The sequence below is a fragment of the Naumannella cuiyingiana genome, from assembly GCF_013408305.1.
Taxonomy (GTDB): domain Bacteria; phylum Actinomycetota; class Actinomycetes; order Propionibacteriales; family Propionibacteriaceae; genus Naumannella; species Naumannella cuiyingiana.
Map to the genome: position 1 here is coordinate 545889 of NZ_JACBZS010000001.1, position 25369 is coordinate 571257.

A 25369-nucleotide genomic window follows, 5' to 3' on the forward strand; every position below is an offset into this window, starting at 1 on the left:
AACCCGTCGGACGGTGCAACCGAGATCGTGAGAGACGAGGGCGTACATGCGCGATTACCAGAAGTTCTACATCGACGGCGAGTGGGTCGAGCCGGCCGAGGCGAAACCGCTGGAGGTGATCAATCCGGCCACCGAGGAGGCGGCAGGCACGATCTCGCTCGGCAGCGAATCCGACGTCGACTCCGCCGTCGCCGCCGCCCGGGCGGCCTTCGCCACGTATGGCCAGACCAGCCGCGAGGACCGGATCGCGCTCCTGGAGCGGGTGGTCGAGGAGTACCAGAAGCGCTACGAGGACCTGGCCGCCGCCGTCACCGAGGAGATGGGCGCGCCGGCAGCACTCGCCCAGCAGGCCCAGGCGGCCATGGGGCTGGTGCACCTGAGCACGGCCCTGCAGGTGTTGAAGGACTACCCGTTCACCAGCGACGCCGGCACCACCCGGATCGTCAAGGAGCCGATCGGCGTCGTGGCCATGATCACGCCGTGGAACTGGCCGCTGAACCAGATCGCGGCCAAGGTCGCCCCGGCCCTGGCCACGGGCTGCACGATGGTGCTCAAGCCGTCCGAGGTGGCCCCCTTCTCGGCCCACATCTTCGCCGAGGTGCTGGATGCGGCCGGCGTACCCAAGGGCGTGTTCAACCTGGTCGACGGCGACGGACCGACGGTCGGCGCGGCGCTGGCCAGCCACCCGGACGTGGACATGGTCTCGTTCACCGGCTCCACGCGCGCCGGCGTGGAGGTCGCCAGGAACGCCGCACCGACGGTGAAGCGGGTGCAACAGGAGCTGGGCGGCAAGAGCCCCAACATCATCCTCGACGACGACTCGTTCGCGAAGAACGTGGCCGCCGGCATCGGCGGGGTGATGCAGAATTCCGGCCAGTCCTGCAATGCGCCGACCCGGATGTTCGTCCCCCGCGCCCGGATGGGTGAGGTCGCCGACATCGCCAAGCAGACCGTCGAGGGCTTCGCGCCGGGCGCGCCGGACTCGGGCGCCAAGATCGGCCCGGTCGTCTCCCAGGCCCAGTTCGACAAGATCCAGGGACTGATCAAGACCGGCATCGACGAGGGCGCCACAGTGGCCGCCGGCGGCGAGGGCCGGCCGGAGGGTCTGGAGACCGGCTACTACGTCCAGCCGACTGTGTTCACCGACGCGACCAACGACATGACGATCGCCCGGGAGGAGATCTTCGGCCCCGTCGTCACGGTGATCGGCTACGACGACGTCGACCAGGCCGTCGAGATGGGCAACGACACCCCGTACGGGCTCGCGGGCTATGTCGCCGGCGAGGACCGCGAGGAGGCGCTGCGCGTCGCATCGCGGCTGCGCGCCGGGCAGATCAGCGTGAACAACCCCGGCATCGACCCGAACGCGCCGTTCGGCGGCTACAAGCAGTCGGGCAACGGCCGCGAGTGGGGCGAGCACGCCTTCGCCGACTTCCTGGAGACCAAGGCCGTGATGGGGTACGCCCCGGCGGCCGGCTGATCAACCCGCCTGCTCGGCGACGCCCAGTTCGGCGGCGCCGAGCAGGCGGACGCCGGTGTCGTGGGCGAGCACCTGCCCGCGCAGGCGTAGCTCGCCGCGCCGCGCCAGCTCGGCCATCGCCCGCGCCCAGGCGCGGGTCCGGGGATCGAGGCGGCGGTCGCCGGGACACTCCCAGATGATCACCGCGGCATCGGTGCGGGTCTCCGCGAGGACCGTTTCGAGCAGCCGCCCGACCAGCAACGCGTCGGCGGCCGCTGCCCCGGCGGGCAGGTCGTCACACGGCAGCAGGACCGGCGCGAACCGCCCGGCGGAGGTGCAGACCAGGAACCAGGCCTGCCGCCGGATGGCCGGCCCCACCGTGCAGGCCGCCGCGGTCAACAGGCACTCGTCCCCACAGGCGCACAGCAGGTGCGGCGGGAGCACCGCGGGGCGAGACGGCAACACAAGCTCCGTCCCGTTCCCGGCCGGGCGGGACGACCCGCGGGCAGGGGCCGGCGGACGGGCGGGTCGACGGTGGTTGCGGCGGCGTGAGGTCGGCATGGCCACCAGCCTTGCCGTTCCGGCCGCCGCGATCATCCGTACGGGCGGGTTGTCCACAGGGCAGTTCCCGGCGGGCAGTCTCAGGCGGCGCGGCGCTCCAACTCGTCGGCGAGCGCGTTCAACCACTCCGCGACCTCCGCCGGGCCGTGGCGTACCACATCCGCCCGACCGACCAGCGCGCTCTGCTCATCCGATGCCGAGGCGATCAGCAGCCCCGGCAGCCCGGCGTCGCGCTGGCGCACGACCTCGTCGAAGGCCGGCACGTCGCCGAGATCGTCGCCGCCGAAGATCACCGCCCGGGCACCGCGCTCGATGATCAACTCCGCCAGCGCCGCACCCTTGTCCCTGCCGGACGGCCGGATCTCCAGGACCGAGCGGCCGGGCTCCACGTGCAGGCCGTTCTCCTCCGCAATCCGGGTCACCGGTTCCACCAGCTTGTCGAAGGACCCGGCCGGGTCGTCGGCCGTCCGGGTGTGGACGCCGATGGCACGGTGCTTGTTCTCGATGCTCACCCCGCGCAGGCCGAGGTCGTCGATGATCTTGTGCACCTCGGACTCGACCTGCCCGATGTTGGTCGGTACCGGGGGGATGTAGAACCGCCCGGTGTCGGCGTCCCAGCGCTCGGCGCCGTACTGGCCGAGCACCACCATGTCACCCAGCCCGTCGAGTTGATCAAGCCGGCCCAGGTCAACTGCGGCCTTTGCCGGGCGCCCGGTGATGATCGCGACCGTGCCGATCAACTGACCGAGTCGATCGAGCGCCGCCGCTGCGCAGGGATGGATGACGGCATCCTCCGGCCGGTCGATGATCGGCGAGAGAGTGCCATCGAAGTCGAGCGCGAGGAGCGTGCCTGCCGGATCGGCGAGGACGGCGTCGAGTGCGTGCCGTGCGGCCTCGGAGGTGACCCCCAACGCGTCCGCGGCGGAGTCGGTGACATCGACCATGCGACAAGCGTGGCGCATCCCGAGGCTCGCGACAAACACCGCGGACCAAAGATCGATCTGTCGACCCCGACACATGCCCGTAACCGCGCTGGATAGGCTGTCCGCGGTTGTGAGGAGGCACCAGGTGACGAGCCCGTCCGGAGCTGATTTCGTGGTGGTGGCCAACAGGCTGCCCGTCGATCGAGTGATCCACGACGACGGCACGGAGGACTGGCGGACCTCCCCCGGCGGGCTGGTGACCGCGTTGGAGCCCGTGATGCGCGCCAACGACGGGGCCTGGGTGGGCTGGCACGGCGCCCCGGACGAGAAGCTCGAGCCATTCGTCTCCGACGACCTCGCGCTGGTCCCGGTCGAGCTGAGCGCGGACGAGATCGCCGAGTACTACGAGGGCTTCTCCAATGCGACCCTGTGGCCGCTCTACCACGACGTCGTCGCGCACCCGGAGTTCCACCGCGAGTGGTGGGAGACCTACAAGATGATCAACCAGCGTTTCGCCGATCGCGCCGCCGCGGTGGCCAACGAGGGCGCGACGGTGTGGATCCAGGACTACCAGCTCTCCCTGGCGCCGAAGATGCTGCGCGAGTTGCGCCCCGATCTGCGGATCGGCTACTTCCTGCACATCCCGTTCCCGCCGGCGGAGCTGTTTCGCCAGTTGCCGTGGCGCAGCGAGATCCTGGAGGGCATGCTCGGCGCCGACCTGGTCGGCTTCCAGCTCCCGGGCGGCGCGAACAACTTCGTCGAGCTGGTACGCCGGATGCTCCGGCTGTCCGTGCACCGGCACGTGGTGACGATGCCCGACGGGCGCGAGGTGCGGGCCCAGGCGTACCCCATCTCGATCGACGCCCAGGGATTCGCCGACCTGGCGGCCACCCCGCAGGTCCGCGCCCGGGCCGAGGAGATTCGCCGCGACCTGGGCGACCCGGAGCATCTGGTGCTGGGCATCGACCGGCTGGACTACACGAAGGGGCTGCGGCAGCGGCTGCGGGCCTTCGGCGAGCTGATCGGCGAGGGGTCGCTGTCGGCGACCGACGCCGTCTTCCTGCAGGTCGCCAACCCCTCGCGGGAGCGGGTGCAGGAGTACCGCCGGCTGCGCGACGACATCGACATGCTGGTCGGCCGGCTGAACGGCAACATCGGCACCATCGGACATCCGCCGATCACCTACCTGCACACCAGCTACCCGCGCGAGGAGATGGCGGCGATGTATGTCGCGGCCGACGTGATGATGGTGACCCCGCTGCGCGACGGGATGAACCTGGTCGCCAAGGAGTTCGTGGCCTGTCGCGACGACAATTCCGGGGCGCTGGTGCTCAGCGAGTTCGCCGGCGCCGCCCGCGAACTGAAGCAGGCCTACCTGGTCAATCCCTATGACATCAACGGGTTGAAGGCCGGGCTGATGCGGGCGATCAACGACACCCCGGCGGCCAAGACCAAGCGGATGCGGGCGATGCGCAAGCAGGTCTTCGACCACGACATCGATCACTGGGCGAGCAGCTTCCTCGCCGATCTGGAACGCCGCTGAGGCGGCCGAGCCGGACTGGCTCCCCCGGCTGGACTCGAACCAGCAACCCTTCGATTAACAGTCGAATGCTCTGCCAATTGAGCTACAGGGGATCGCGTAGACGCGAGAAGAGACTGTAGCAGTTCGCCCCTCAGATGTCGTATTCGGCGCGGACCCGCGCGATCGCCGCGTCGACCTCGGCGGCGACCCGCGGATCGGACAGCTTGGTGCCCCGCATCGGGCTGGCCCGCCAGGTCAGCGGGGCGTCCGGATCGGTCAGGTCGCGGCGCCCGCTGATCACCACGCCGTCGTCGGTGCCCTCGATCGGGACGCGCTCCCGCGCGACGATGGTCGCATTGACCCGGTCGACGAAGGCCTCCGGTAGCCGTCCCGGGTCGACCAGCCGCAGGCTGCCCCGCCTACCGTCGGTACGAGTCCAGGCGAGCTCGGACAGCTCGGCGTTCCAGCCACCGTGCTCGATCAGGTGGTACGCCAACTGCTCCCACTGCCCCGCCCCCTCCGGCACCCCGCCCCAGACCAGCCGGTCCGGCAACGCGACACACCAGCGGCCGTCGACCACCCGGCCCCACGCCAGCACCCGCGGGCTGGCGCCCAGATGCCCGGCAAGATCGCGACGGACCGGCTTGGCCAGGCGATTCAGCATTGCCCCAGTCTGCCCGCCGGCTCGGCGAATGCGCGGCGCAGGGTGGCCAGCGCGGACCGCTCGATGCTGCGCACCCGGGCCGGCGGCAGGCCGAGGCGCCGCCCGGCCTCGGCGCGCGTGAGGCAGGGGCCGGCCAGGCCGACGCGCAGCGCGAGCACGGCACGTTCGGTCTTCCCGACGCAGGCCAGCAGCTCGCGACGCAACTGCCGGCCGAGGGCGGCGTCGAATGCCTCGACGGCACCCGGATCGGGCGGCTCCACGATCACATCGGCGAGGTAGTCCGTCCGCGCGCCCCGCCGCCCACGCTCGGCGCACCAGTCCCGCACCCGGGCCCGGATCAGCACGGCGGCGAACCTGCCGAGGCGTACCCCGCGGCGCAGGTCGTAGCGCTCGATCGCCTCGATCAGCCCCAGCACGCCCTCCTGGAACAGGTCGGTGACCGGCTGGTCGTGTCGCCGGGCGACCTCGCTGGCGATCGTGCCGACCAGCCGCAGGTTGTGCCGGATCAGCAGCTCCCGCGCCGTCTCACCGCGGCGGCGCAACTCCGCCAGCTCGTCGGCTGCCGGCGCCGAGCACGCCCCGCGGGCGAGCCGGTGCGCGGCCATCAGGCCGCATTCGATGTCGAGCGCCAGCTCGCGCTCCTCCTCGGCGCTCAGCAGTCGATGGGTCAACGGCCGGGCCTGCACACGGATCGCGGTCATGCACCCAGCCTGCGCGCCGACACCGGCCCCGGACGCCGCCGCGGGGCGCCTGTGGATCCGCATCCGGGAGACAACCGGACAACACCGGATCCGACAATCGCGACGCGCGTCAGTCGACGCCGATGCTCGCCGCCTGCAGGCTCTTGCGACGGTTCTCCAGCACCAACAGGTCGGCGAACATCTGGTTGTAGGCGGTCTGCTGTTCGACCGGGTTGGTGCGCTGCAGCTTCGACTTCAGGTCGGCGATCCGGCGCATCGTGGTGAGCAGCCGCAGTTTCGCCGCGTACTCCTGCACGTAGCGCTCGTCGGCGCGGACCAGCAGCGGCTCGACCGCGAGCGAGGCGATCAGGTGGTCCAGCGCCTCGCCCGAGCCGTGCGGCGTGCTGGCCCGCACGGCCTGCACCCAGCCAGAGCCCCCTGCCGAACTCTCGGCCGATCCATCGTTGCTGCCGTCCCGGGCGGCGAGCACGGCGGCGTAGACCGCCGCGTAGGCGGGGTGGGTGAAGTCGGCGGCCTCGATGTCCTCCCAGGTGGGCGAGAACAAGGCGGGCTGCTGGATCATCAGTTGGCAGGTGCCCCGCTCGACGGCCAGCGTCCGGTCGGCCGGATCGGGCAACTGTGCCGCCGGCACCACGGGCGCCTCGTCGGGCTCGGCGTCGCGCGCCCGCGGCGCCCGCTCCGGGCCGCGACCCGCGGCCCGGGTCACCTCCCGGCGTACCTCCTCGACATCCAGCCCGATCATGCCCGCCAGCTCCCGGGCGTACCCGTTGACCAGCGACGCGTCGCGGATGGAGCTGACCAGCGGCGCGGCCGCGCGCATCGCGGCGGTGCGGCCCTCGGCCCGGTCAAGATCGAATCCGGCGATCACATTGGACATCACGAACCGGTACAGCGGTACGCGGCGCGCGACCAGCTCGCGTACGGCCGCGTCGCCGTGCTGCAGCCGCAGATCGCACGGGTCGAGGCCGGTGGGTTCGATCGCGACATAGGTCTGCCCGATGAAGTTCTTGTCCCCGTCGAACACCTTCAGCGCGGCCTTCTGACCGGCCGCGTCGCCGTCGAAGGTGAAGATCACCTCGCCGTGGAAGGCGTCGTGATTGCCCATCAGCCGCTGCAACATCCGGGCATGATCATCGCCGAACGCCGTGCCGCAGGAGGCCACCGCGGTGTCCACCCCGGACAGGTGGGCGGCCATCACGTCGGTGTAGCCCTCCACCACCACGGCGCGGGACTGCTTGCCGATCGCTGTCCGCGACAGGTCGAGGCCGTAGAGCACGTGGCTCTTCTTGTAGACGGCGGTCTCGGAGGTGTTGAGGTACTTGGCCGGCAGCCGGTCGTCGTCGTAGAGCCGGCGACCGCCGAAGCCGAGCACGGCCGATCCGGAGTCGCGGATCGGCCAGAGCAGCCGGCCGGAGAAGAAGTCCCAGCCCTGGGGGCGGATCAGCGCCGCGGCGACCAGGTCGGCGTCGGCGAATCCCTTGCCGCGCAGGTGATTGCCGAGCTCGCGCCCGCCGCGCGGGGCGTACCCGACGCCGAACTGTTCGGCCGCCGCCCGGTCGAAGCCGCGCGAGTCCAGGAACTGGCGCGCGGTCAGCGCCTCGGGCTTGGCGAGCTGGGCGGCGTACCACTCGGCCGCCGCCGCATTGGCCTCCAGGATCCGCATCCGCTGACCGCGCTCGAAGCGCGCGCCCGGGTCGTCGTCGGTGTAGCGCAACTGGATGCCGGTACGCCCGGCCAGCCGCTCGACCGCCTCGGCGAAGGACAGGTTGTCGATCTTCTGCAGGAAGGTGATCACGTCCCCGCCCTCGCCGCAGCCGAAACAGTAGAAGAACCCGCGGGCCGGGGTGACCTGGAAGCTGGGCGTCTTCTCGTCGTGGAACGGGCACAGCCCCTTCTGGGAGCCCGAGCCCGCCTTGCGCAGCGTGACATAGGACCCGACGATGTCGTCGATGCGGGCGCGGGCGCGCACCTCGGCGATGTCGTCTGGATGGATCCGGCCTGGCACGGGGCGAGTGTACGCGGCGGGCCGGGCGCCGACGCCAGGCGAATCGAGCGCGCGAATAGACTGGCCGCGTGGAACGTCCGGTGCTGCTGATCGACGGGGACTGCGGGTTCTGCCGCGCGACCTCCGGCGCGCTGGCGAGCCGCCTGAACGACGGCGGCCCCCGCGATGTGGAGATCCGCGCGGCGCAGGATGCAGAGCTCGGCGTACCGGTCGAGCGCACCGAGCGCGAGGTGGTGTTGGTGCTGCCGGACGGGAGCGCGTTCGGCGGCGCGCAGGCCATGGCCCAGTGGCTGATCTGGCATCGTGGGCCACTCGCGCTGGCCGGCCGGTTCCTCGCGCTTCCGGTGGTACGCAGCCTCGCCGGGCTCGCCTACCGCGCCGTCGCCGCCAACCGGCACCGGCTGCCCGGCGGCACCGCCGCGTGCGCCATGCGCTGAGTGCGGCGCCCAGCCCGCCGCCGTCTCGCGGGCGGCTCAGTCCCGGTCGATGCCCTGCGGCAGCCGAGCCGGATCCCAGCCGAGCAGCCGGACCGCCTGCTCGAAGGCGTACCGATCGGTCATCCCGCCGACATAGCGGACGGCCTCGCGGACCGCTTCGGGCGAGCCCGGGTCGGCCGGGGCTGCGTCGGGGATGATGTGCGGATGTGCCGCGTAGTGCTCGACCAGGGCGTGCAGCACGTCGATCACCCGGCGCGTCTGATCGACCGCCGCGGGGCGGGTGTAGATCCGCTCGTAGTTGAAGGTACGCAGGGTCGCCAGCGCCGAGGCCGTTGCCGGGTCCATCCCGACCTCGCCGTGCCGGACCACCGACGCGATCACGGCGCGGATGAAGGTGCCGAGCTGTTCGCGTCGGGTGCGCCCGGCGATCTCCACGACCTCGGCCGGGATGTCCGCGGTGGTGAGGATTCCGGCATGGATCGCATCCTCCAGATCGTGCGCACAGTAGGCGATCCGGTCGGCCCAGGAGACGATCTCGCCCTCCACGGTGGCCGGCGCGGGGCGCGACCAGGAGTGGTTGCGGATGCCGTCCAGGGTCTGCGCGCACAGGTTCAGCGGCGTCAGCACGACATCGGCGCCCCACGGCCCGTGGTCGTAGCCCTCGCCGATGAACGCATCGAAGGCATCCTCCGAGGCGTGCCCGCCCGGGCCGTGCCCGCAGTCGTGGCCGAGCGCAATCGCATCGGCGAGCGCGACGTTCACCCCGACGCCGCGGGCGATCGAGGTGGCGACCTGGGCGACCTCGAGGGCGTGGGTGAGCCGGGTGCGCTGGTGATCGAGCGGGTCGACGACCACCTGGGTCTTGCCGGCGAGGCGACGGAACGCCGTCGAGTGCACGATCCGGTCCCGGTCACGCTCGAAGCAGGTCCGCTCGGGATCGGGCGACTCCGCTATCGCGCGGTCGCCGGCGCCTTCTGCCAGCGTGGCGCCGGGCCGCAGCGTCAGCCGCTCCCGCTCCTCGCGGTCCTCGCGACCCAACGGGGCCGCCACGCCGATGCGCGCGGCGGAGTCGGCGTGCGCGCGGACGATCTCCTCGCTGCCGTGGCCGCGCATCGTCTGAGCCCAGGCGCGCGCCCGCGGGGTCAGATCGGAAACGGACAGATCGGGTGCCGAGCGCTCAGCCACCGCTGATCCCCAGCTCGGCATCGGCCAGGTCGGCCTCCAGCCCGCAGGTGTCGGCCAGCCAGCCCTCCGGCATGATCACCCGATCCCGCGGCGCACCCTGGCGCCCGCGCGGCTGACCCAGCTCACCCGTCGGGAACGGCTCGGCCGGATCGATCATGGACAGCCAGTGATCGACATCGGCCAGCGAGGACGCGAGGCCGAGCCCGCGGCGCACCTCGCCGCCGATCCCGAAGCCCTTGAAGTACCAGGCCACGTGCTTGCGCAGATCGGTCACCCCGGCCCGCTCGCCCATGATCGCGGCCAGCAGCTCGGCGTGCCGGCGAAACACCGCGGCCACCTCGCCGAGGCTCGGCAGCGCCCGGGACTCCCTGCCGGCAAAGGCATCGGCAAGATCACCGAACAGCCACGGGCGCCCCAGACAGCCTCGGCCGATCACGACCCCGTCGGCCCCGGTCCGGCGTACCATCGCCAGCGCATCGTCGGCCTCCCAGATGTCGCCATTGCCGAGCACAGGGATCGACACGTGCTGCTTGAGCGCGGCGATCGAGTCCCAGTCGGCCTGCCCGGAATAGGCTTGGGCGGCGGTACGTCCGTGCAGCGCGATCGCCGCCACGCCGCAGTCCTCGGCGATCCGGCCGGCATCGAGGTAGGTCAGATGATCATCGTCGATGCCCTTGCGGGTCTTGCAGGTGACCGGTACGCCGTAGCGCTCCCCCGCCTTCACCGTCGCGGTCAGGATGGCGCGCAGCCGGTCCCGCTTCCAGGGCAGCACCGCCCCGCCGCCCTTGCGGGTCACCTTGGGCACCGGGCAGCCGAAGTTCAGGTCGACATGGGCGACGCCGAACTCGTTGCACAAGATCTCCGTCGCCCGTGCCATCGTCGGTGCATCGACGCCGTAGAGCTGCACCGAACGGATCGTCTCGCCCGGGTCGAAGGCCAGCATCTGCAGCGACTTGCGGTCGCGCTCGACCAGGCCGCGCGAGGTGATCATCTCGCACACGTACAGCCCGGCACCCTGCTCGCGACAGAGTTGCCGGTACGCCGCATTGGTGATGCCCGCCATCGGCGCCAGCACCACGGGCGTGGGCACGACGAGATCGCCCAGGCGCAGGGGCGGGGCGGGGCTCAGGGTCGTCGTCATGGCGAGCCCAGTGTAGGTGGGCCGGAAGGCTCAGGCCCCGACGAGCCGCTGGGCGAGGTAGCCCTCGACCTGGTCGAGCGCGATCCGCTCCTGACTCATCGAGTCGCGCTCGCGCACGGTCACGGCCTGGTCGTCGAGGGTGTCGAAGTCGACGGTGATGCAGAACGGCGTACCGATCTCGTCCTGGCGGCGGTAGCGGCGCCCGATCGCCTGGGCGTCGTCGAAGTCGATGTTCCAATTGCGGCGCAACTGCGCGGCGAGATCCTTCGCCTTGGGCGAGAGGTCCTCGTTGCGCGACAGCGGCAACACCGCCGCCTTGACCGGGGCCAGCCGGGGGTCGAGCTTCAGCACGGTCCGCTTGTCCACCCCGCCCTTGGCGTTCGGTGCCTCGTCCTCGGTGTAGGAGTCGATCAGGAAGGCCATCAGCGAGCGGGTCAGGCCGGCCGCCGGCTCGATCACGTACGGGGTCCAGCGCTCGTCATTGGCCTGGTCGAAATACTCCAGCTTGGCGCCGGAGTGCTTGGAGTGCGTACCCAGATCGAAATCGGTGCGGTTGGCCACGCCCTCCAGCTCTCCCCACTCGGATCCGGCGAAGCCGAAGCGGTACTCGATGTCGACCGTCCGCTTGGAGTAGTGCGACAGCTTCTCGGCCGGATGCTCGTAGTGGCGCAGATTCTCGGGATCGATGCCGAGATCGGTGTACCACTTGGTGCGCTCGTCGATCCAGTAGCTGTGCCAGTCCTCGTCGGTGCCCGGCTTGACGAAGTACTCCATCTCCATCTGCTCGAACTCCCGGGTGCGGAAGATGAAGTTGCCCGGGGTGATCTCGTTGCGGAAGCTCTTGCCGACCTGGCCGATGCCGAACGGCGGCTTCTTGCGCGAGGTGTTCAACACGTTGAGGAAGTTGACGAAGATGCCCTGCGCGGTCTCCGGGCGCAGGTAGCGCAGGCCGGCCTCGTCCTCGATCGCGCCGACATAGGTCTTCAACATCATGTTGAACTCGCGCGGCTCGGTCCACTGCCCCTTGGTGCCGCAGTGCGGGCAGTTGATCTCGGTCGCAGGAATCGAATCGGGATCCTCGATGCCCTTCTTCTCCGCGATCGCCTCCTGCAGATGATCAAGACGGAACCGCTTGTGGCAGTGCAGGCACTCGATCAGCGGGTCGGTGAACTCGCCGACGTGACCGGAGGCGACCCAGACCTCGCGGGGCAAGATCACCGCGGAGTCGATGCCGACCACGTCATCGCGGCCGGTCACCATCGAGCGCCACCACTGCCGCTTGATGTTCTCCTTCAGCTCCACGCCGTAGGGTCCGTAGTCCCACGCCGACCGCGTACCGCCGTAGATGTCGCCGCTGGGGAAGACGAATCCGCGCCGCTTGGCGAGGCTGATCACGTTGTCGAGACGGCTGGTCGGGGCCACTGTCACTTCCTTGTCTGCAGCACATGTCTGCATCACTTGTCTGCATCACACGAGCCGGACACCCGGCTGGTGCCCGCGCTCGGCCCACCACCCTAGCGGGCGGCCAGATCGAGGAAGGCCAGCGCCGCGGGGCTGGGGTCGAATGCGCTCCAGGCCAGGTACTGGACCCGCGCCGGTCCGCGGGTCACGTCGACCACAGGTACGCCCGCGCGGGCCGGCACCACCTCCGACGGCAACAGCGCGACCGCCTGCCCCTCGCGGACCAGTTCGAGGATCAGCTCCACCGCGGTCGCCTCGTAGGCCACGGTCCGGGCCAGGCCGGCCGCCGCGAACGCGCGGTCGGTCTGGGCCCGGCCGGCCGAGCCGACCGGGAAGTCGGCGAACCGTTGGTCGGCGAGCCGCTCCAGCCCGATCCGTCGCCGCCCGGCGAGACCGTGGCCCGGCGGGAGAACCGCGACGTGGCGGTCCCGGCCGAGCTCGCGCCAACGCACCCCGCGCGGCCGTTCGTCCGGCGGCAGCCCCAGCACGCCGATGTCGAGCTCGCCTGCCCGGATGCCCGCCACGATCTCGTTGCTGGCCGCGACCCGCAGGCCCACACGGACCTGCGGGTGAGCGTCGGAGAAGCGGCGCAGCAGGGCCGGGACGGCGAGTGCCGTGACCGTCGGGATCATCCCGATCGACAGATGTCCGCGGACCTCGCCGGCCGCGGCGGCCGCGTCGGCGACGGCTCGCTCGGCCGCAGCCAGGCACTGCCGCGCGCCGTCGAGGAAGGCCGTGCCGGCCGGCGTGATGGCAACCCGCCGGCTGGTCCGGGCGAACAGCGCGAAGCCGAGCTCGCGCTCCAGGGCCGCGATCTGGTGGCTGAGCGCGGACTGCACGACATAGCAGCGCTCGGCGGCCCGGGTGAAGTTGCCGGTCTCGGCGACGGCGAGCACATAGCGCAGTTGTCGCAGCTCCATTGATCAATCATGATTGACGATTGCTGTGGTGACAAACATGTGTTGGACTCATTGATCGGATGGGCGGAGCCTTGTCCCATGGCACACCTCATCGCTCCGGCCGCCACACCACTCACCGAACGCCTGGGCAGCACGGCGGCGACGGCGCTCGCGCCCGCCCTGTGGGGCACCACCTATCTCGTCACCACCGAGCTGCTGCCGCCCGGCCACCCGATGTTCGCGGCGCTGCTGCGGGCCCTGCCCGCCGGCCTGCTGGCGCTCGCGCTGACCCGGACGCTGCCGCACGGCTCGTGGTGGTGGCGGGCCGCCGTGCTGGGCACACTGAACATCGGGGTGTTCCTGACCCTGCTGTTCGTGGCCGCGCAACACCTGCCGGGCGGGGTCGCGGCCACCCTGGGCGCCTCCCAGACGATCATGGTCGCGCTCCTGGTGATCCCCGTTCTCGGTGAGCGCCTGTCCCCCTGGCGGCTCGGTTGGGGTGCCGTCGGCGTGGTCGGCATCGGGCTGGTGGTGCTCGGTCCGGGCGCCCGGCTGGACGGCGTCGGGGTGCTGGCGGGCCTGGGCGCCGCGGGCGCGATGGCACTCGGGGTCACGCTGACCAAGCGCTGGGGCACGCCGACCGGTGTCGGACCGATGGCCTATGCCGGTTGGCAACTGACCGCCGGCGGCCTGGTGCTGGCCCTGCCCGCCCTGGTTCTTGACGGCGTGCCGGACCGGATCGACGGTGCGGCGATCGGCGGCTACCTGTGGCTCGGCCTGGCGGGGGCGCTGGTGGCCTACACGCTGTGGTTCCGCGGGATCAGGCGGTTGCCGGTAACCGCGACGGCCCTGCTCGGGTTGCTCTCGCCGCTGGTCGCCGCCGCCCTGGGCGCGCTGCTGCTCGGCGAGCGGTTGACCGCCCTGCAGATCGGCGGCTTCGCGCTGGCCCTGCTCGCGATGCTCGCCGGCCAGCTTCCCCCGCCCCGGTCCACCCGGGCGCCCGAGGCGCGGGCCGCCGACGCCCAGGCCCCAGTGCTCAGGTGATGCGGGGAAGGTTCTCTCCGACGCGCTGCGGCTCGTCGTAGGCCGACGGTTCGTCGATCGCCAGCGAGAGCACCGGCACGATGATCATCTTCGAGTCGTAACCGTTCAGCGCGCGCCGATAGGACCCGACATCGCGCCAGCGGCCGACCAGGGCCCAGAGCCCGGGCTCGTCGAGATTGCGGACCAGGTCGACCGCCTCGCAGCCGGGTTTGCCGGCCAGCAGCTCGATCGCTGCGCGCATCCGTTCGCCGAACTCCGCTTCTCGATCATCGGGTACGCGGAATCGGTTGATCACCAGCACCGGATCACCCCGGGAGGACGAGCGTCGACAGGTCGGCCCCGGCCAGCGGGGTGACATTCCAGGCCGCGCGCAGCCGCCCGCTGACCGGGTCGCCGACCAGTCGGACCCGGTGCGGGGTGTTGATCACGATCAGCTCGGCGACGAAGCCCTCGTCGGTCAGTCCGGCGCTGCTGCGGACCGCTACCTGCCCGGGCGCGCCGGCGTCGATGGTGCCGGCGGCCCAGTGGCCGTCGCCGGCCGGGACGGTCGTCGAACCGGACTCGAGCTGCAGGTCGAGGAGCCAGTCGGTGCCGTCGCGGCGGGGCGTCAGCCGGCCGACCGGCGCGGGCAGTCGACCGAGCAGTTCGTGGGTGATCCCCTCGCTGTCGGTGAATCCGGGGAGGCCGCCGTCGGGGGAATCGGCGTCGACGAGGCTGCGGACCGGGGGCAGCTCGCGGCTCGCCAGCTCGACGGGTTCGGGCTCGACCGCCTCGGGACCACGGGCGGCAAGCCGGGCGAGCGCGGGAAAGAGATGGGTCCGGATCAGGTCGAGCTCGGCCTGCATGTCCAGCACGGCGGCGTTCACCGCGATCACGGCATCCAGCTCGGGGATGACGAGGGCGTACTGACCGAAAGCGCCGTCGCCACGGAAGCCGTCATCCATCATCCACACCTGATAGCCGTAACCCCGCGACCAGTCCGGCGGCGGCGTCTGGCCGAAGGAGTCGGGCACGGCGGTGTCGCTGAGCGGCCGGACGGCCAGCTCGAACCACTCCGGCTCGACGAGCCGGCGTCCGCCGAGTTGCCCGCGGCGCAGCCACAGCTCGCCGATCCCGAGCAGACCGCGCAGCGGGATGTGCAGACCGGCGAACCCGAGATCGCGACCCAGTCCGTCGGTCTGCCAGCCGACCGGTGCGACGTCGAGTGGGTCGAACAGCCGCGGGCGCAGCCAGTCGACGAGCCGCTCGCCGACGATCCGCTGCAGCGTGGCGGAGACCAGGTAGCTGCAGAGCTGGTTGTAGCAGAACACCGACCCCGGTTCGGCCTCCGGCTCCTGGGCCAGGCACCAGGCGACCAGGTCGTCGTCGGAGTCGAACTGCAGCCCGTCGGTGACCCGGGCGAGCAACAGCACGTCGGTGCGATGCCCCGCGCTCATCCGGAGCAGGTGCTCGAAGGTCCAGCCCGAGGCGCGCGGGCCGGCGAGTGCGGCGTACTCCGGCCAGTGATCGACGATCCGGTCGGCCAGGTCGACCAGGCCCTCTTGTCTCGCCAGCGCGAACGCCGTCGCCAGGAAGGTCTTGCTCATCGAGTAGACGTGCTGCGGGGTCTCGGCGTCATACGGAGCCCACCAACCGCGGGCGACGGTACGCCCGCCGGAGTTGATCATCAGCCCGTGCAACTCGATCCCGGCCGCCTCGGCGGCATCGGCGAAGCCGGAGACGGCCCGTTCGAGGTCGTCGGTCGCCCCGCCTGTCTGGTCACTGCGCAGATCGGTCACGACCGCTCAAACTAGCGCGACTTGACCCGGCGGTCGACTCTAGATGAAAATGATTTCCATGAGCTTTCGTCGCCTGCTGCCCTGCGCCGCGATCGTCCCGCTCCTCTTCGGCGCCTGCGCCGCGCCGGCGGTCGAGGCCGATGAGGGCGCGGGCCCCGTCGAGGTCGTCACCACGTTCTATCCGCTGCAGTTCGCCACCGAGCAGGTCGGCGGCCCCGACGTGACCGTGACCGACCTCACCCCGCCCGGCACGGAACCGCACGACCTCGAACTGACCCCGCGCCAGGTGGCCGCGATCGCCGATGCCGATCTGGTCGTCTACCTTGCCGGGCTGCAGCCCGCCGTCGACCGGGCCATCGCCGAGAATGCGACCGGGACGGTTCTGGAGGCGGGCGCGCTGGTCCCCGCCCCGCCCCCCGGAGCTGATCATGCCGACGAACCGGCCGTCGAACCGGGCCACACCGAGGAACCGGGCCATGATCACGACCACGGGGGGCGCGACCCACACCTCTGGCTGGACCCGGAGAACATGGAGCTGATCGGTTCCGGCATCGCGGCCGCGCTGTCCGATCTCGACCCGGACGACGCCGCCGGGTACGCCGACCGCGATGCGACCTTCGACGCCCGCCTGACCGACCTCGACGAGCGCTTCCGTACCGGACTTGCCCGGTGCGAGACGCGGGCCTTCATCACCTCCCACGAAGCCTTCGGCCACCTCGCCGCGCGCTACGACCTGGAGCAGATCGCGATCCGCGGCCTCTCGGCGGACGAGGAGCCCTCACCGGCCCGGATCGCGGCCGTGCAGCACGCCGCCCGCGACCACGACATCGACACGATCTTCTACGAGACGCTGGTCTCGCCCGAGGTGTCGGAATCGGTGGCCCGCGATCTCGGGCTGCGTACCGCCGTGCTCGACCCGATCGAGGGCCTGGCCGACGCCTCGACCGGCGCGGACTACTTCTCGCTGATGGACGCCAACCTGGCCGCGCTGCGCGGCGCCAACCGATGCCGGTGACCCCGGCCGTCGCGGCCGACGACCTGACGGTCGCGCTCGGCGGACCGCCCGTGCTGCGCGAAATCAGCTTCGCCATCGACCCCGCGAGCTATGTCGGCCTGTTCGGCGGCAACGGCTCCGGCAAGACCACCCTGGTGCGCACCCTGCTCGGCCTGGTCCGTCCCGAGGCGGGCTCGGCGTCGCTGTTCGGTACGCCGGTCGGGAAGTTCCGCAACTGGTCACGGATCGGCTACGTGCCCCAGCGCACGGCTGTCTCCATCGATGCGGCGACCGTGGGCGAGGTGGTCGCCTCGGGTCGGCTCGCCCGCCGACGCCCGTTCTTCCTGCGGGCGGGCCGCGCCGACCGCGAGGCGACCGACGAGGCGCTGGACCGGCTCGGCATCTCCGGACTGGCCGATCGTGAGTTCGCCGCCCTGTCCGGCGGCCAGCAGCAGCGCACGTTGATCGCCCGCGCGCTCGCCGGCCGACCGGAGCTGCTGATCCTGGACGAGCCGCTGGCGGGCATCGACGTGGAGAGTCAGGAATCCCTGGCCGCCACCCTCGCGGCCCTGCACGACGACGGGCGCACGCTGCTGGCGGTGCTGCACGAGCCGGGTCCGCTCGGCCCCTCCCTGCAGCGCCGGCTGGTCCTCGACCAGGGCCGGCTGGTCGCCGACGAGGTGAGCGCGTGATGACAGAGCTCCTGGCGTACCCGTTCATGGTCCGGGCGCTGCTGGCGGCGCTGCTGACCGGCCTGATCGCCCCGGCGATCGGTACCTATGTCGTGCAGCGCCGGCTCAGCCTGCTCGGCGACGGCCTCGGGCACGTGGCGCTGGCGGGCGTGGGCCTGGCCCTCGCCACCGGCACCGCCCCGCTCCCGATCGCGGTGATCATCTGCGTGGCAGGCGCGGTGACGATCGAGCTGCTGCGCCAGGCGGGGCGCGCGACCAGCGACGTCGGGCTGGCGCTGCTGTTCTACGGCGGCCTCGCGGCGGGCGTACTGCTCGCCTCCCGGGCCGGTCAGGGCGCCGGCGCGCTCGCCCAGTACCTGTTCGGGTCGCTGACCACGATCGACGACGGCGACACCTGGCTGGTGGCCGGGCTCGGCATCCTGGTGCTGGTCCCGGCGATCGGGCTGGCCCCGCAGCTCTTCGCGGTCTCGGCCGACGAGGAGCACGCGCGGACGATGGGGCTGCCCGTCCGGGCGTACAACTTCTGCGTGATCATCCTCGCCGCGATCACCGTCAGCGTCGCCATGCGCACGGTCGGGCTGTTGCTGATCAGCGCCCTGATGGTGATCCCGGTCGCGACGGCGCGCGGCCTGGTCCGCGGATTCCGCCGCGGGCTGTTCGCGGCGATGGCGATCGGCGCGGTGGTCGCGGTCGTCGGCACCGGCGGGTCGTTCTACCTCGACACGGCCCCCGGTGCGCTGATCGTGCTGCTCGCGATCGCCGGCTTCGCGCTCGCCTGGCCGATCTCGCTCGCCCTGCGGCGAGCCCGCCGGGCCGGCCCCTGAGCGACCCCGACCGCCGGATCGCGAGCGCCCGGACCTCGGGCGGCCGAATCTTGATCGACACGATACATTCGGATCTACTGATATGTGCGGGTCCGGCGGCCCGGCGGAAGGGAGCCTGATGGCGACAGCAGCGCGGTCCCAGCGCATCACCCGGCAGCGCGTCGCGGTCGACGCGGTGCTGAACGGCTTCGACGACTTCCGCAGCGCGCAGCAGGTGCACGATGAGTTGCGCCGGCGCGGGCAGTCGGTCGGGCTGACGACCGTCTACCGAACCCTGCAGACGATGGCCGATGCGGGCGAGCTGGACGTGCTCCGCAACAGCGACGGCGAGGCGGCGTACCGTCGCTGCTCGACCGGTCACCATCACCACCTGGTCTGCCGCGACTGCGGCCGGACGGTCGAGATCGACGCCCCCGAGGTGGAGCGGTGGGCCGGGGATGTGGCGGCGGCGAACGGGTTTCGCGCCATCCGGCACGATCTGGAGATCTTCGGCACCTGCAGCGACTGCTGACCTCACCGATCCAGCCGGTCGACCACCTTCGGCAAGGAGCGATACATCGGGTGCAGCGGATGCCCCGAGCGCGGCTCGCCCGGGAAGCTCCAGTAGTTCTCCTGCTGCTGGACGACCATCCGGACCAGCGCCAGCCGCGAGCCCGAGGCGACGACCGCTTGGGCATCGAAGGTCCCGATGTCCGGATTCGTGCCCGCCGGCGGCGCATAGGCGTACTCGACGAAGATCGCCTTGATCCCGCGCGCGACCGGCACGCTGCGCTCGGGCAGCTCCGACACCTGTGTGGCACCGGCGCGCTCCAGCGAGCCCCGACACGCGCGCAGCCGGGCGGCCACCGACTCCGCGGCCTGGGCGGCCTCCGCGGGGGTGCGGAACTCGGCGATGCTGACCCGCGCACGGCCGTCGTCTCGGCCGCGCAGCTCGTACTCGCGCCGCAGGCCGCGTAGCGCGCCCGGCGATTCCTCCAGCCCCCGGGCCAGGCACACCGAGCCGGGCCCCAGCTCGGTGTGGTCCAGGGCGGCCCAGTCCCCCGGCGCGTCCCAGGCCAGGTCGTCGGTGGTGGGCAGATTGTCCGGTCTGAGCGGCCCGGTGGGCCTCGACGCCGGCGTACTGGTCGGCCACGCGCCGCCGGTCGGGGCCGGATCCGGCGCGGACGGCGGCGCGGGCGCGTCCGGCTGGCGCACGGCCAGCGCGATGACGACCACCAGCACGGCCGCCGCGACAACGCCCAGCGCGCCGGCCAGGGAACTCGGCCGGCTGCGGTTCGACGGGTCCTGTGCCGGGTTGTCGTCGCTCACGTCACCTCCGGCACGCAGGCTACCCGGCACTCAGCCGGCGACCTGGGAGAGCGAGCGCACACGGCGCTCCACATGCCAGGTGAGGAAGGCCGTGACCAGTCCGCTGGCGCTGCGGCGTACCCCCGGCGCGGCATCGCGGGTGCCCGGCCAGTCGCCGGTCAGCAACGCGATCAGGTACGCCCGGACGCCGGCGTCCAGGCTCGCCGACCCGGGCGGCCGGCAGACCCGACAGACGCTCCCGCCGGCCTGCACCGAGAAGGAGTCGTGCGCACCCTCCTGCCCGCAGCGGGCGCAGGCGTCGAAGGTCGGCGCATAACCGGCGATGGCCAACGCGCGGAGCAGATAGGAGTCCAGGATGGCTCGCGGCGGTCGCGGCCCGTCGGGGGTGGCCGAGCCGAGCACCCGGACCGCGCCGAGCAGCAGCAGATAGTGCTGCAGGGCTGGCTCGCGCTCCTCGGCGACCAGCCGGTCGGCCGTCTCCAGCATCGCCTGACCGGCGGCATAGGTGTCGAAGTCGCGGCCGAGCGGCTCGCCGTAGGCGTGCAGGGAGTCGGCCTGGACGATCACATCGAGGCTGCGGCCGTGGGCGAACTGCAGGTCGACGTGGCTGAACGGTTCCAGCCGGGCCCCGAACTTCGAGGAGGTACGCCGCACGCCCTTGGCCACCGCACGCAGCTTGCCGTGTCGCCGCGAGAGCATGGTGATGATGCGGTCCGCCTCCCCCAGCTTGTGGGTGCGCAGGACCACGACCTCGTCGCGGTAGGTGGGCACCGAACGATTGTCCCTCGCTCCTCCGACACGGTCGGTAACGATCGAGAGCGTGTCGCGGCGAGCTGATTGACCCCCTCGTCGGGCCGAGCGTAATGTTCCGACGTCTCTGTAGCGAGAGCCGACCCGAACGAGGGAGTTCAGGTGCCCGGATCACCGGTCATTCTCGAGATGATCAACATCACGAAACGGTTCCCCGGCGTGCTCGCGCTCGACGATGTCTCGATGAGTGTCCGGGCCGGCGAGGTGCACGCGATCTCCGGCGAGAACGGGGCCGGCAAGTCGACGCTGATGAAGGTGCTGTCGGGGGTCTACCCGCACGGCAGCTTCGACGGTGCCATCGAGTTCGCGGGCTCCCCCGCCCGGTTCGCCAATATCCGTGCCTCCGAGGACGCCGGCATCGTGATCATCCACCAGGAGCTGGCCCTGGTCCCCGAGCTGTCGATCGCGGAGAACATCTTCCTCGGCAACGAGCAGCGCCGCTTCGGCGTGATCGACTGGACCGCGACCAACCGGGCCGCCGCCGAGCTGATGGCGAGGGTGGGGCTGGAGGAGCACCCGGAGACCCTGATCAAGAACATCGGCGTCGGCAAGCAGCAACTGGTGGAGATCGCCAAGGCGCTGTCGAAGAACGTCAAACTGTTGATCCTGGACGAGCCCACCGCGGCCCTGAACGAGACGGACTCCGCGCACCTGCTCGACCTGATCCGCGGGCTGCGCGGCCGGGGCATCACCTGCATCATGATCAGCCACAAGCTGAACGAGGTGACCGCGGTCTCGGACGCGGTGACCGTGATCCGCGACGGCCGGGTCGTGGAGACGTTCCGCGCCGACGAGGCGCCGATCGACGAGGACCGGATCATTCGCGGCATGGTCGGCCGGCCGCTGACCGCCCGGTTCCCCGATCACGAGCCGAACATCGGACCCGTCTTGTTGCAGGTGGAGGGATGGACGGTCCGGCATCCGGAGGTCGCCGACCGCTATGTCTGCAAGAACGAGAGTTTCGAGGTACGCCGGGGCGAGATCGTCGGCTTCGCCGGGCTGATGGGCGCCGGTCGCACCGAGCTGGCCAGGTCGCTGTTCGGGCGCTCCTACGGCATCTGGGAGTCCGGCACGATGCGGCTCGGCGACCGGCCGATCGAGCCGCGTACCGTCGAGCAGGCGATCTCGGCCGGACTGGCCTATGTCACCGAGGACCGCAAGGTGTTCGGTCTGAATCTGCTCGACGACGTGAAGAACACGGTGGTGAGCGCCGACCTGGCCAGGATCGCCCGCCTCGGTGTGATCGACGAGCAGGCCCAGTTCGCGGCCGCGGAGAGCTATCGCACCGAGCTGCGGATCAAGGCGCCGAGCGTGAATGCCGGGGTCGCGACCCTGTCCGGGGGCAACCAGCAGAAGGTCGTCCTCGCCAAGTGGCTGTTCACCGAGCCCGAGGTGCTGATCCTGGACGAGCCGACGCGCGGCATCGACGTCGGCGCGAAGTTCGAGATCTACCGGATCATCGGCGCGCTGGCCGACGCCGGGAAGGCGGTGCTGGTGATCTCCTCCGAGCTGCCGGAACTGCTCGGCCTGTCCGATCGGATCTACACCATCGCCGAGGGCGCGATCACCGGCGAGGTGTCGCGCGCCGAGGCCACCCAGGAGAACCTGATGCGCCTGATGACCCGAACCACCGAACCAGCCGCCTGAGGAGCCGCGATGCGTCACATCAAAGACATCTTCGGCGGGAACCGGCGCCAGTTCGGCATGCTGATCGCACTCGTCGCGCTGGTCGTCTTCTTCCAGGTCGCCACCGGCGGCGCGGTGGTCACGTCGATCAACCTGATGAACCTGCTGAACGGCAATGCCTACATCCTGATCCTGGCGATCGGGATGGTGCTGGTGATCATCGCCGGGCACATCGACCTGTCCGTCGGCTCGGTCGCGGCCTTCGCGGGGATCGTCACCGCGATCGCGATGCGCGACCTGGGCGTGCCCTGGTGGGCGGGCATCCTGCTCTGCCTCGCCGTCGGCGCGCTCGCGGGCGCCTGGCAGGGCTTCTGGGTGGCCTATGTCGGCATCCCCGCCTTCATCGTGACGTTGGCCGGGATGCTGCTGTTCCGCGGTGCCAACCAGTTCGTCGGCCAGTCGAACTCGGTGCCGGTGCCGCCGCAGATCCAGTACCTCGGCGGCGGCTACCTGCCCGAGGTCGGGCCGCGGACGGGCTACAACAACCTGACCCTGCTGCTCGGGCTGCTGGTGATCGCCGGCCTGGTGCTCGGCGAGGTGATCCAGCGCCGCAACCGCCGGCGGATCCAGGCCGAGGTGCCACCGGTGTGGGTGAGCGTGGTCAAGCTGGCGCTGCTGGCCGCGGTGATCTATGCGGCGACCTATCTGTTCGCCACCGGCCGCGCGGGCACCTCCTTCCCGGTCCCGGGGCTGATCCTCGCGGTGCTGGTGATCTTCTACTGGTTCGTCTCCTCGCGTACCGTCACCGGCCGGCATGTCTATGCCGTCGGCGGCAACAAGCAGGCCGCCGCGCTGTCCGGTGTGAACACCAAGCGGGTGAACTTCTTCGTGATGATGAACATGTCGATCCTGGCCTCGCTGGCGGGGTTGATCTTCGTCGGCCGATCGACCTCGTCCGGCCCGTTCGACGGGGTGAACTGGGAGCTCGACGCGATCGCCGCCGTCTTCATCGGCGGCGCCGCGGTCAGCGGCGGGGTCGGCACCGTGATCGGCGCGCTGATCGGCGGCCTGGTGATGGCGGTGCTGAACAACGGCCTGCAACTGCTCGGCGTCGGCGCCGACTGGACCCAGATGATCAAGGGCCTGGTGCTGCTGATCGCGGTCGCATTCGACGTGTGGAACAAGACCCAGGGCAAGCCGTCGATCACGGGCCTGTTGTTGGGTACGCGAAAGCCCCGGGAGGCGGCGCCGCCCGCGGAGCCGGCCGATCCGGTCGACCAGGCCTCGACCGAGCGCCCCGGCGTGGGTCAGCAGTCGTGAGGCGAATTTTCGAGAGCTGGAGGAAAGGGAACGAGATGAGAACACGTGGGATGTGGGTACGCGCGGCGGTGGCCGCGGCGGCGGCCGCCACCTTGGCGCTGTCGGCCTGCGGTGGGCGTACCGAGGCAGAGCAGGGCACGCCCGGGCAGGAGGGCGCGGCCGGTTTCGAGAAGGGCGCGCTGATCGGGGTGGCGCTGCCGCAGAAGACCTCGGAGAACTGGGTGCTGGCCGAGGGCCTGTTCAACGACGGGCTGAGCGCGGCCGGTTACCAGCCGGACGTGCAGTTCGCCAACGGCGGGGTCGCCGAGCAGCAGAACCAGATCCAGTCGATGGTGACCAAGGGCGCCAAGGTGATCATCGTCGGCGCGCTGGACGGATCCCAGGTGTCCTCGCAGGTGCAGCAGGCGAAGGACTCCGGCGCGACCGTGATCGCCTACGACCGGCTGATCCTGAACACGCCGGCGGTGGACTACTACGTCGCTTTCGACCCGTTCAAGGTCGGCGAGCTGCAGGGCCAGGCGCTGCTGGACGGGCTGGCCGAGCGCAAGGGCGGTGGCCCCTACAACATCGAGCTGATCGCCGGTTCCCCCGACGACGCCAACACGAAGAACTTCTTCGACGGTGCGATGAGCGTGCTGCAGCCCAAGATCGACGACGGAACGCTGGTCGTGCAGTCGGGGCAGACCGAGATGAGCCAGGTCGTCACCCAGGGCTGGAAGGCCGAGAACGTGCAGAAGCGGATGGACACGATCCTGTCCGGCAAGTACTCCGGCGACACCGAGCTGGACGGCGTGCTGTCGCCGAACGACACGCTCGCCCGCGCCGCGCTGACCTCGGTGAAGCAGGCCGGCAAGCCGACCCCGGTGGTGACCGGTCAGGATTCCGAGGTCGAGTCGGTGAAGTCGATCATCGCCGGCGAGCAGTACTCGACGATCTACAAGGACACCCGCGAGCTGGTCGACCAGACGATCAAGATGGTGGACAGCCTGCAGCAGGGTCAGCAGCCGGAGGTGAACGACACCACCGACTACGACAACGGGGTGAAGATCGTGCCGACCTATCAGCTCGACCCGGTGATCGTCACGCAGAAGAACGCCAAGGAGGTCTACGCCGACGATCCGATCCTGGGCAAGGAGATCGAGTAACCGCGGGCCGGGGCCGCCGGACGGGCTAGTCTCGTCCGGTGGCCCGTCACGTCGAACCGCCGAAGCCGCACCCGTCCGGGGCGCGCCCGCCCCGACTGCCCGCGAAAGCGCTGCCCAGGCATGTCGCGATCGTGATGGACGGCAACGGCCGCTGGGCCAAGCAGCGCGGGCTGCCACGGACCGACGGGCATGCGGCCGGGGAGGCCGCGCTGTTCGATGTGATCGCGGGCGCGATCGAGGTCGGGGTGAAGTATCTGTCGGCGTACGCCTTCAGCACGGAGAACTGGCGGCGCTCCCCCGACGAGGTCCGCTGGCTGATGGGCTTCAACCGCGACGTGATCCATCGCCGCCGCGACGAGTTGGATGCGATGGGGGTGCGGATCCGCTGGGCCGGTCGCCGGCCGCGGCTGTGGAAATCGGTGATCGACGAGCTGGAGAGCGCCGAGGAGCAGTCGAAGGACAATTCGGTGCTCACGCTGCAGTTCTGCGTGAACTACGGCGGGCGGGCGGAGATCGTCGATGCCACCCGGCGGATCGCCGAGCTCGCCGCCGCGGGGAAGCTCGACCCGGCCCGGCTGAACGAGAAGCGCTTCGCGCAGTTCCTCGACGAGCCGGAGATTCCGGATGTCGACCTGTTCGTCCGGTCCTCCGGCGAGCAACGCACCTCAAACTTCTTGTTGTGGCAGTCCGCGTACGCCGAGCTGGTCTTCCTGAACACGCTGTGGCCGGACTTCGACCGGCGCGACCTGTGGCGGGCCATCGAGCTCTACGCCGATCGCGACCGCCGCTACGGCGGCGCGATCCCCAACGAGGTCGGCGGGGCTTGACCGCCACCGGCGAACGTTCCGGAACCGGCGCCGGCCGGCCGGG

General features: G+C 71.0%; 25 protein-coding genes and 1 tRNA gene. 12 read left to right on the plus strand and 14 right to left on the minus strand.

All coding sequences use genetic code 11. The annotated features are described in order from the left end of the window. Window positions 1–46 precede the first annotated feature (46 nt). The gene (locus GGQ54_RS02405) at window positions 47–1480 is read left to right on the plus strand and encodes an aldehyde dehydrogenase family protein (RefSeq protein WP_179443934.1); all 1434 of its coding nucleotides are present in this window, start codon (window positions 47–49) and stop codon (window positions 1478–1480) included. Here the strand turns inward: GGQ54_RS02405 and GGQ54_RS02410 are convergent, their stop codons facing one another. Both GGQ54_RS02410 and otsB read right to left on the minus strand, forming a co-directional pair. Beyond that, the gene (locus GGQ54_RS02410; protein ID WP_179443935.1) at window positions 1481–1921 is read right to left on the minus strand and encodes a hypothetical protein; all 441 of its coding nucleotides are present in this window, start codon (window positions 1919–1921) and stop codon (window positions 1481–1483) included. A gap of 179 nt (window positions 1922–2100) precedes the next feature. Next, window positions 2101–2964 (minus strand): trehalose-phosphatase, encoded by an 864-nt coding sequence (gene otsB, locus GGQ54_RS02415; RefSeq protein WP_179443936.1) that lies wholly within the window; start codon window positions 2962–2964, stop codon window positions 2101–2103. A gap of 73 nt (window positions 2965–3037) precedes the next feature. On the opposite strand from otsB, the gene GGQ54_RS02420 reads away from it, so the two are divergent. Further along, entirely contained in the window at window positions 3038–4486 is a 1449-nt protein-coding gene (locus GGQ54_RS02420) for an alpha,alpha-trehalose-phosphate synthase (UDP-forming) (RefSeq protein WP_179443937.1), read from the plus strand. 16 nt (window positions 4487–4502) lie between these two features. On the opposite strand, the gene GGQ54_RS02425 is transcribed toward GGQ54_RS02420, so the two are convergent. The 4 genes from GGQ54_RS02425 to dnaG form a co-directional block, all read right to left on the minus strand. Beyond that, window positions 4503–4578 (minus strand) — tRNA-Asn (locus GGQ54_RS02425). A gap of 38 nt (window positions 4579–4616) precedes the next feature. Further along, complete coding sequence (locus tag GGQ54_RS02430) at window positions 4617–5129, minus strand: hypothetical protein (RefSeq protein WP_179443938.1); 513 nt, start codon at window positions 5127–5129, stop codon at window positions 4617–4619. Beyond that, window positions 5123–5830, minus strand: coding sequence for a sigma-70 family RNA polymerase sigma factor (locus GGQ54_RS02435; protein WP_179443939.1), 708 nt, complete (start codon window positions 5828–5830; stop codon window positions 5123–5125). The genes GGQ54_RS02430 and GGQ54_RS02435 overlap by 7 nt, the downstream gene beginning before the upstream one ends. A gap of 109 nt (window positions 5831–5939) precedes the next feature. Further along, the gene (dnaG, locus tag GGQ54_RS02440) at window positions 5940–7835 is read right to left on the minus strand and encodes a DNA primase (RefSeq protein ID WP_179443940.1); all 1896 of its coding nucleotides are present in this window, start codon (window positions 7833–7835) and stop codon (window positions 5940–5942) included. Between the two features lie 68 nt (window positions 7836–7903). Between dnaG and GGQ54_RS02445 the strand changes: the two genes are divergently transcribed. Further along, the gene (locus tag GGQ54_RS02445; protein ID WP_179443941.1) at window positions 7904–8272 is read left to right on the plus strand and encodes a DCC1-like thiol-disulfide oxidoreductase family protein; all 369 of its coding nucleotides are present in this window, start codon (window positions 7904–7906) and stop codon (window positions 8270–8272) included. 36 nt (window positions 8273–8308) lie between these two features. Here the strand turns inward: GGQ54_RS02445 and GGQ54_RS02450 are convergent, their stop codons facing one another. The 4 genes from GGQ54_RS02450 to GGQ54_RS02465 form a co-directional block, all read right to left on the minus strand. Further along, window positions 8309–9385: an HD domain-containing protein gene (locus tag GGQ54_RS02450; protein WP_179446380.1), complete on the minus strand. Its 1077-nt coding sequence runs from the start codon at window positions 9383–9385 to the stop codon at window positions 8309–8311. 64 nt (window positions 9386–9449) lie between these two features. Beyond that, entirely contained in the window at window positions 9450–10598 is a 1149-nt protein-coding gene (gene dusB, locus GGQ54_RS02455) for a tRNA dihydrouridine synthase DusB (RefSeq protein ID WP_179443942.1), read from the minus strand. A gap of 30 nt (window positions 10599–10628) precedes the next feature. After that, on the minus strand, window positions 10629–12020 hold the full coding sequence (locus tag GGQ54_RS02460) for a glycine--tRNA ligase (RefSeq protein ID WP_343045830.1): 1392 nt from the start codon (window positions 12018–12020) through the stop codon (window positions 10629–10631). A 92-nt stretch (window positions 12021–12112) separates the two neighbouring features. After that, the gene (locus GGQ54_RS02465) at window positions 12113–12979 is read right to left on the minus strand and encodes a LysR family transcriptional regulator (RefSeq protein WP_179443944.1); all 867 of its coding nucleotides are present in this window, start codon (window positions 12977–12979) and stop codon (window positions 12113–12115) included. A 78-nt stretch (window positions 12980–13057) separates the two neighbouring features. Here GGQ54_RS02465 and GGQ54_RS02470 point away from each other — a divergent pair, with 78 nt between their 5' ends. Further along, the gene (locus GGQ54_RS02470) at window positions 13058–14002 is read left to right on the plus strand and encodes an EamA family transporter (RefSeq protein ID WP_179443945.1); all 945 of its coding nucleotides are present in this window, start codon (window positions 13058–13060) and stop codon (window positions 14000–14002) included. On the opposite strand, the gene GGQ54_RS02475 is transcribed toward GGQ54_RS02470, so the two are convergent. Both GGQ54_RS02475 and GGQ54_RS02480 read right to left on the minus strand, forming a co-directional pair. Beyond that, window positions 13995–14297 carry an antibiotic biosynthesis monooxygenase family protein gene (locus GGQ54_RS02475; RefSeq protein WP_343045831.1) on the minus strand — a complete coding sequence of 101 codons (303 nt, stop codon included), beginning with the start codon at window positions 14295–14297 and terminating at the stop codon, window positions 13995–13997. The two genes, GGQ54_RS02470 and GGQ54_RS02475, sit on opposite strands and share 8 nt — an antisense overlap. A 10-nt stretch (window positions 14298–14307) precedes the next feature. Further along, window positions 14308–15780 (minus strand): serine hydrolase, encoded by a 1473-nt coding sequence (locus GGQ54_RS02480; protein WP_179443947.1) that lies wholly within the window; start codon window positions 15778–15780, stop codon window positions 14308–14310. A 58-nt stretch (window positions 15781–15838) separates the two neighbouring features. Here GGQ54_RS02480 and GGQ54_RS02485 point away from each other — a divergent pair, with 58 nt between their 5' ends. The 4 genes from GGQ54_RS02485 to GGQ54_RS02500 all read left to right on the plus strand — a co-directional run bounded on the left by GGQ54_RS02485 (window position 15839) and on the right by GGQ54_RS02500 (window position 18801). Then, complete coding sequence (locus GGQ54_RS02485; RefSeq protein WP_246292524.1) at window positions 15839–16795, plus strand: metal ABC transporter substrate-binding protein; 957 nt, start codon at window positions 15839–15841, stop codon at window positions 16793–16795. Next, window positions 16786–17466 carry a metal ABC transporter ATP-binding protein gene (locus tag GGQ54_RS02490; RefSeq protein ID WP_179443949.1) on the plus strand — a complete coding sequence of 227 codons (681 nt, stop codon included), beginning with the start codon at window positions 16786–16788 and terminating at the stop codon, window positions 17464–17466. The genes GGQ54_RS02485 and GGQ54_RS02490 overlap by 10 nt, the downstream gene beginning before the upstream one ends. Continuing rightward, window positions 17466–18290 carry a metal ABC transporter permease gene (locus tag GGQ54_RS02495; RefSeq protein WP_218843636.1) on the plus strand — a complete coding sequence of 275 codons (825 nt, stop codon included), beginning with the start codon at window positions 17466–17468 and terminating at the stop codon, window positions 18288–18290. Before GGQ54_RS02490 ends, GGQ54_RS02495 begins: the two co-directional genes overlap by 1 nt. 118 nt (window positions 18291–18408) lie before the next feature. Further along, the gene (locus tag GGQ54_RS02500; protein ID WP_179443950.1) at window positions 18409–18801 is read left to right on the plus strand and encodes a Fur family transcriptional regulator; all 393 of its coding nucleotides are present in this window, start codon (window positions 18409–18411) and stop codon (window positions 18799–18801) included. 2 nt (window positions 18802–18803) lie between these two features. On the opposite strand, the gene GGQ54_RS02505 is transcribed toward GGQ54_RS02500, so the two are convergent. Continuing rightward, on the minus strand, window positions 18804–19598 hold the full coding sequence (locus GGQ54_RS02505; RefSeq protein WP_179443951.1) for a hypothetical protein: 795 nt from the start codon (window positions 19596–19598) through the stop codon (window positions 18804–18806). Window positions 19599–19628: 30 nt separating this feature from the next. Continuing rightward, window positions 19629–20369, minus strand: coding sequence for a DNA repair protein RecO (gene recO, locus GGQ54_RS02510; RefSeq protein WP_179443952.1), 741 nt, complete (start codon window positions 20367–20369; stop codon window positions 19629–19631). A 141-nt stretch (window positions 20370–20510) separates the two neighbouring features. On the opposite strand from recO, the gene mmsA reads away from it, so the two are divergent. From mmsA to GGQ54_RS02530, 4 genes are read left to right on the plus strand one after another with little or no spacing between them, the layout of a single operon-like run. Beyond that, on the plus strand, window positions 20511–22055 hold the full coding sequence (gene mmsA, locus GGQ54_RS02515; protein WP_343045832.1) for a multiple monosaccharide ABC transporter ATP-binding protein: 1545 nt from the start codon (window positions 20511–20513) through the stop codon (window positions 22053–22055). 9 nt (window positions 22056–22064) lie between these two features. Continuing rightward, the gene (mmsB, locus tag GGQ54_RS02520; protein ID WP_179443953.1) at window positions 22065–23354 is read left to right on the plus strand and encodes a multiple monosaccharide ABC transporter permease; all 1290 of its coding nucleotides are present in this window, start codon (window positions 22065–22067) and stop codon (window positions 23352–23354) included. A gap of 35 nt (window positions 23355–23389) precedes the next feature. After that, a complete protein-coding gene (locus tag GGQ54_RS02525) occupies window positions 23390–24499 on the plus strand; it encodes a substrate-binding domain-containing protein (RefSeq protein ID WP_218843639.1) in 1110 nt (369 codons plus the stop codon). 38 nt (window positions 24500–24537) lie between these two features. Continuing rightward, entirely contained in the window at window positions 24538–25326 is a 789-nt protein-coding gene (locus tag GGQ54_RS02530) for an isoprenyl transferase (protein WP_179443954.1), read from the plus strand. The last annotated feature ends 43 nt before the right edge of the window (window positions 25327–25369 follow it).

What these genes read in the sequence shown, in the direction of transcription:
- GGQ54_RS02405 (WP_179443934.1), top strand. Translation starts at nt 47, where the DNA reads ATGCGCGATTACCAGAAGTTCTACATCGACGGCGAGTGGGTCGAGCCG.
- otsB (WP_179443936.1), bottom strand. Translation starts at nt 2,964, where the DNA reads ATGGTCGATGTCACCGACTCCGCCGCGGACGCGTTGGGGGTCACCTCC.
- GGQ54_RS02420 (WP_179443937.1), top strand. Translation starts at nt 3,038, where the DNA reads ATGCCCGTAACCGCGCTGGATAGGCTGTCCGCGGTTGTGAGGAGGCAC.
- GGQ54_RS02430 (WP_179443938.1), bottom strand. Translation starts at nt 5,129, where the DNA reads ATGCTGAATCGCCTGGCCAAGCCGGTCCGTCGCGATCTTGCCGGGCAT.
- GGQ54_RS02435 (WP_179443939.1), bottom strand. Translation starts at nt 5,830, where the DNA reads ATGACCGCGATCCGTGTGCAGGCCCGGCCGTTGACCCATCGACTGCTG.
- GGQ54_RS02450 (WP_179446380.1), bottom strand. Translation starts at nt 9,385, where the DNA reads ATGCGCGGCCACGGCAGCGAGGAGATCGTCCGCGCGCACGCCGACTCC.
- dusB (WP_179443942.1), bottom strand. Translation starts at nt 10,598, where the DNA reads ATGACGACGACCCTGAGCCCCGCCCCGCCCCTGCGCCTGGGCGATCTC.
- GGQ54_RS02465 (WP_179443944.1), bottom strand. Translation starts at nt 12,979, where the DNA reads ATGGAGCTGCGACAACTGCGCTATGTGCTCGCCGTCGCCGAGACCGGC.
- GGQ54_RS02470 (WP_179443945.1), top strand. Translation starts at nt 13,058, where the DNA reads ATGGCACACCTCATCGCTCCGGCCGCCACACCACTCACCGAACGCCTG.
- GGQ54_RS02485 (WP_246292524.1), top strand. Translation starts at nt 15,839, where the DNA reads ATGAGCTTTCGTCGCCTGCTGCCCTGCGCCGCGATCGTCCCGCTCCTC.
- GGQ54_RS02490 (WP_179443949.1), top strand. Translation starts at nt 16,786, where the DNA reads ATGCCGGTGACCCCGGCCGTCGCGGCCGACGACCTGACGGTCGCGCTC.
- GGQ54_RS02495 (WP_218843636.1), top strand. Translation starts at nt 17,466, where the DNA reads ATGACAGAGCTCCTGGCGTACCCGTTCATGGTCCGGGCGCTGCTGGCG.
- GGQ54_RS02500 (WP_179443950.1), top strand. Translation starts at nt 18,409, where the DNA reads ATGGCGACAGCAGCGCGGTCCCAGCGCATCACCCGGCAGCGCGTCGCG.
- mmsB (WP_179443953.1), top strand. Translation starts at nt 22,065, where the DNA reads ATGCGTCACATCAAAGACATCTTCGGCGGGAACCGGCGCCAGTTCGGC.
- GGQ54_RS02525 (WP_218843639.1), top strand. Translation starts at nt 23,390, where the DNA reads ATGAGAACACGTGGGATGTGGGTACGCGCGGCGGTGGCCGCGGCGGCG.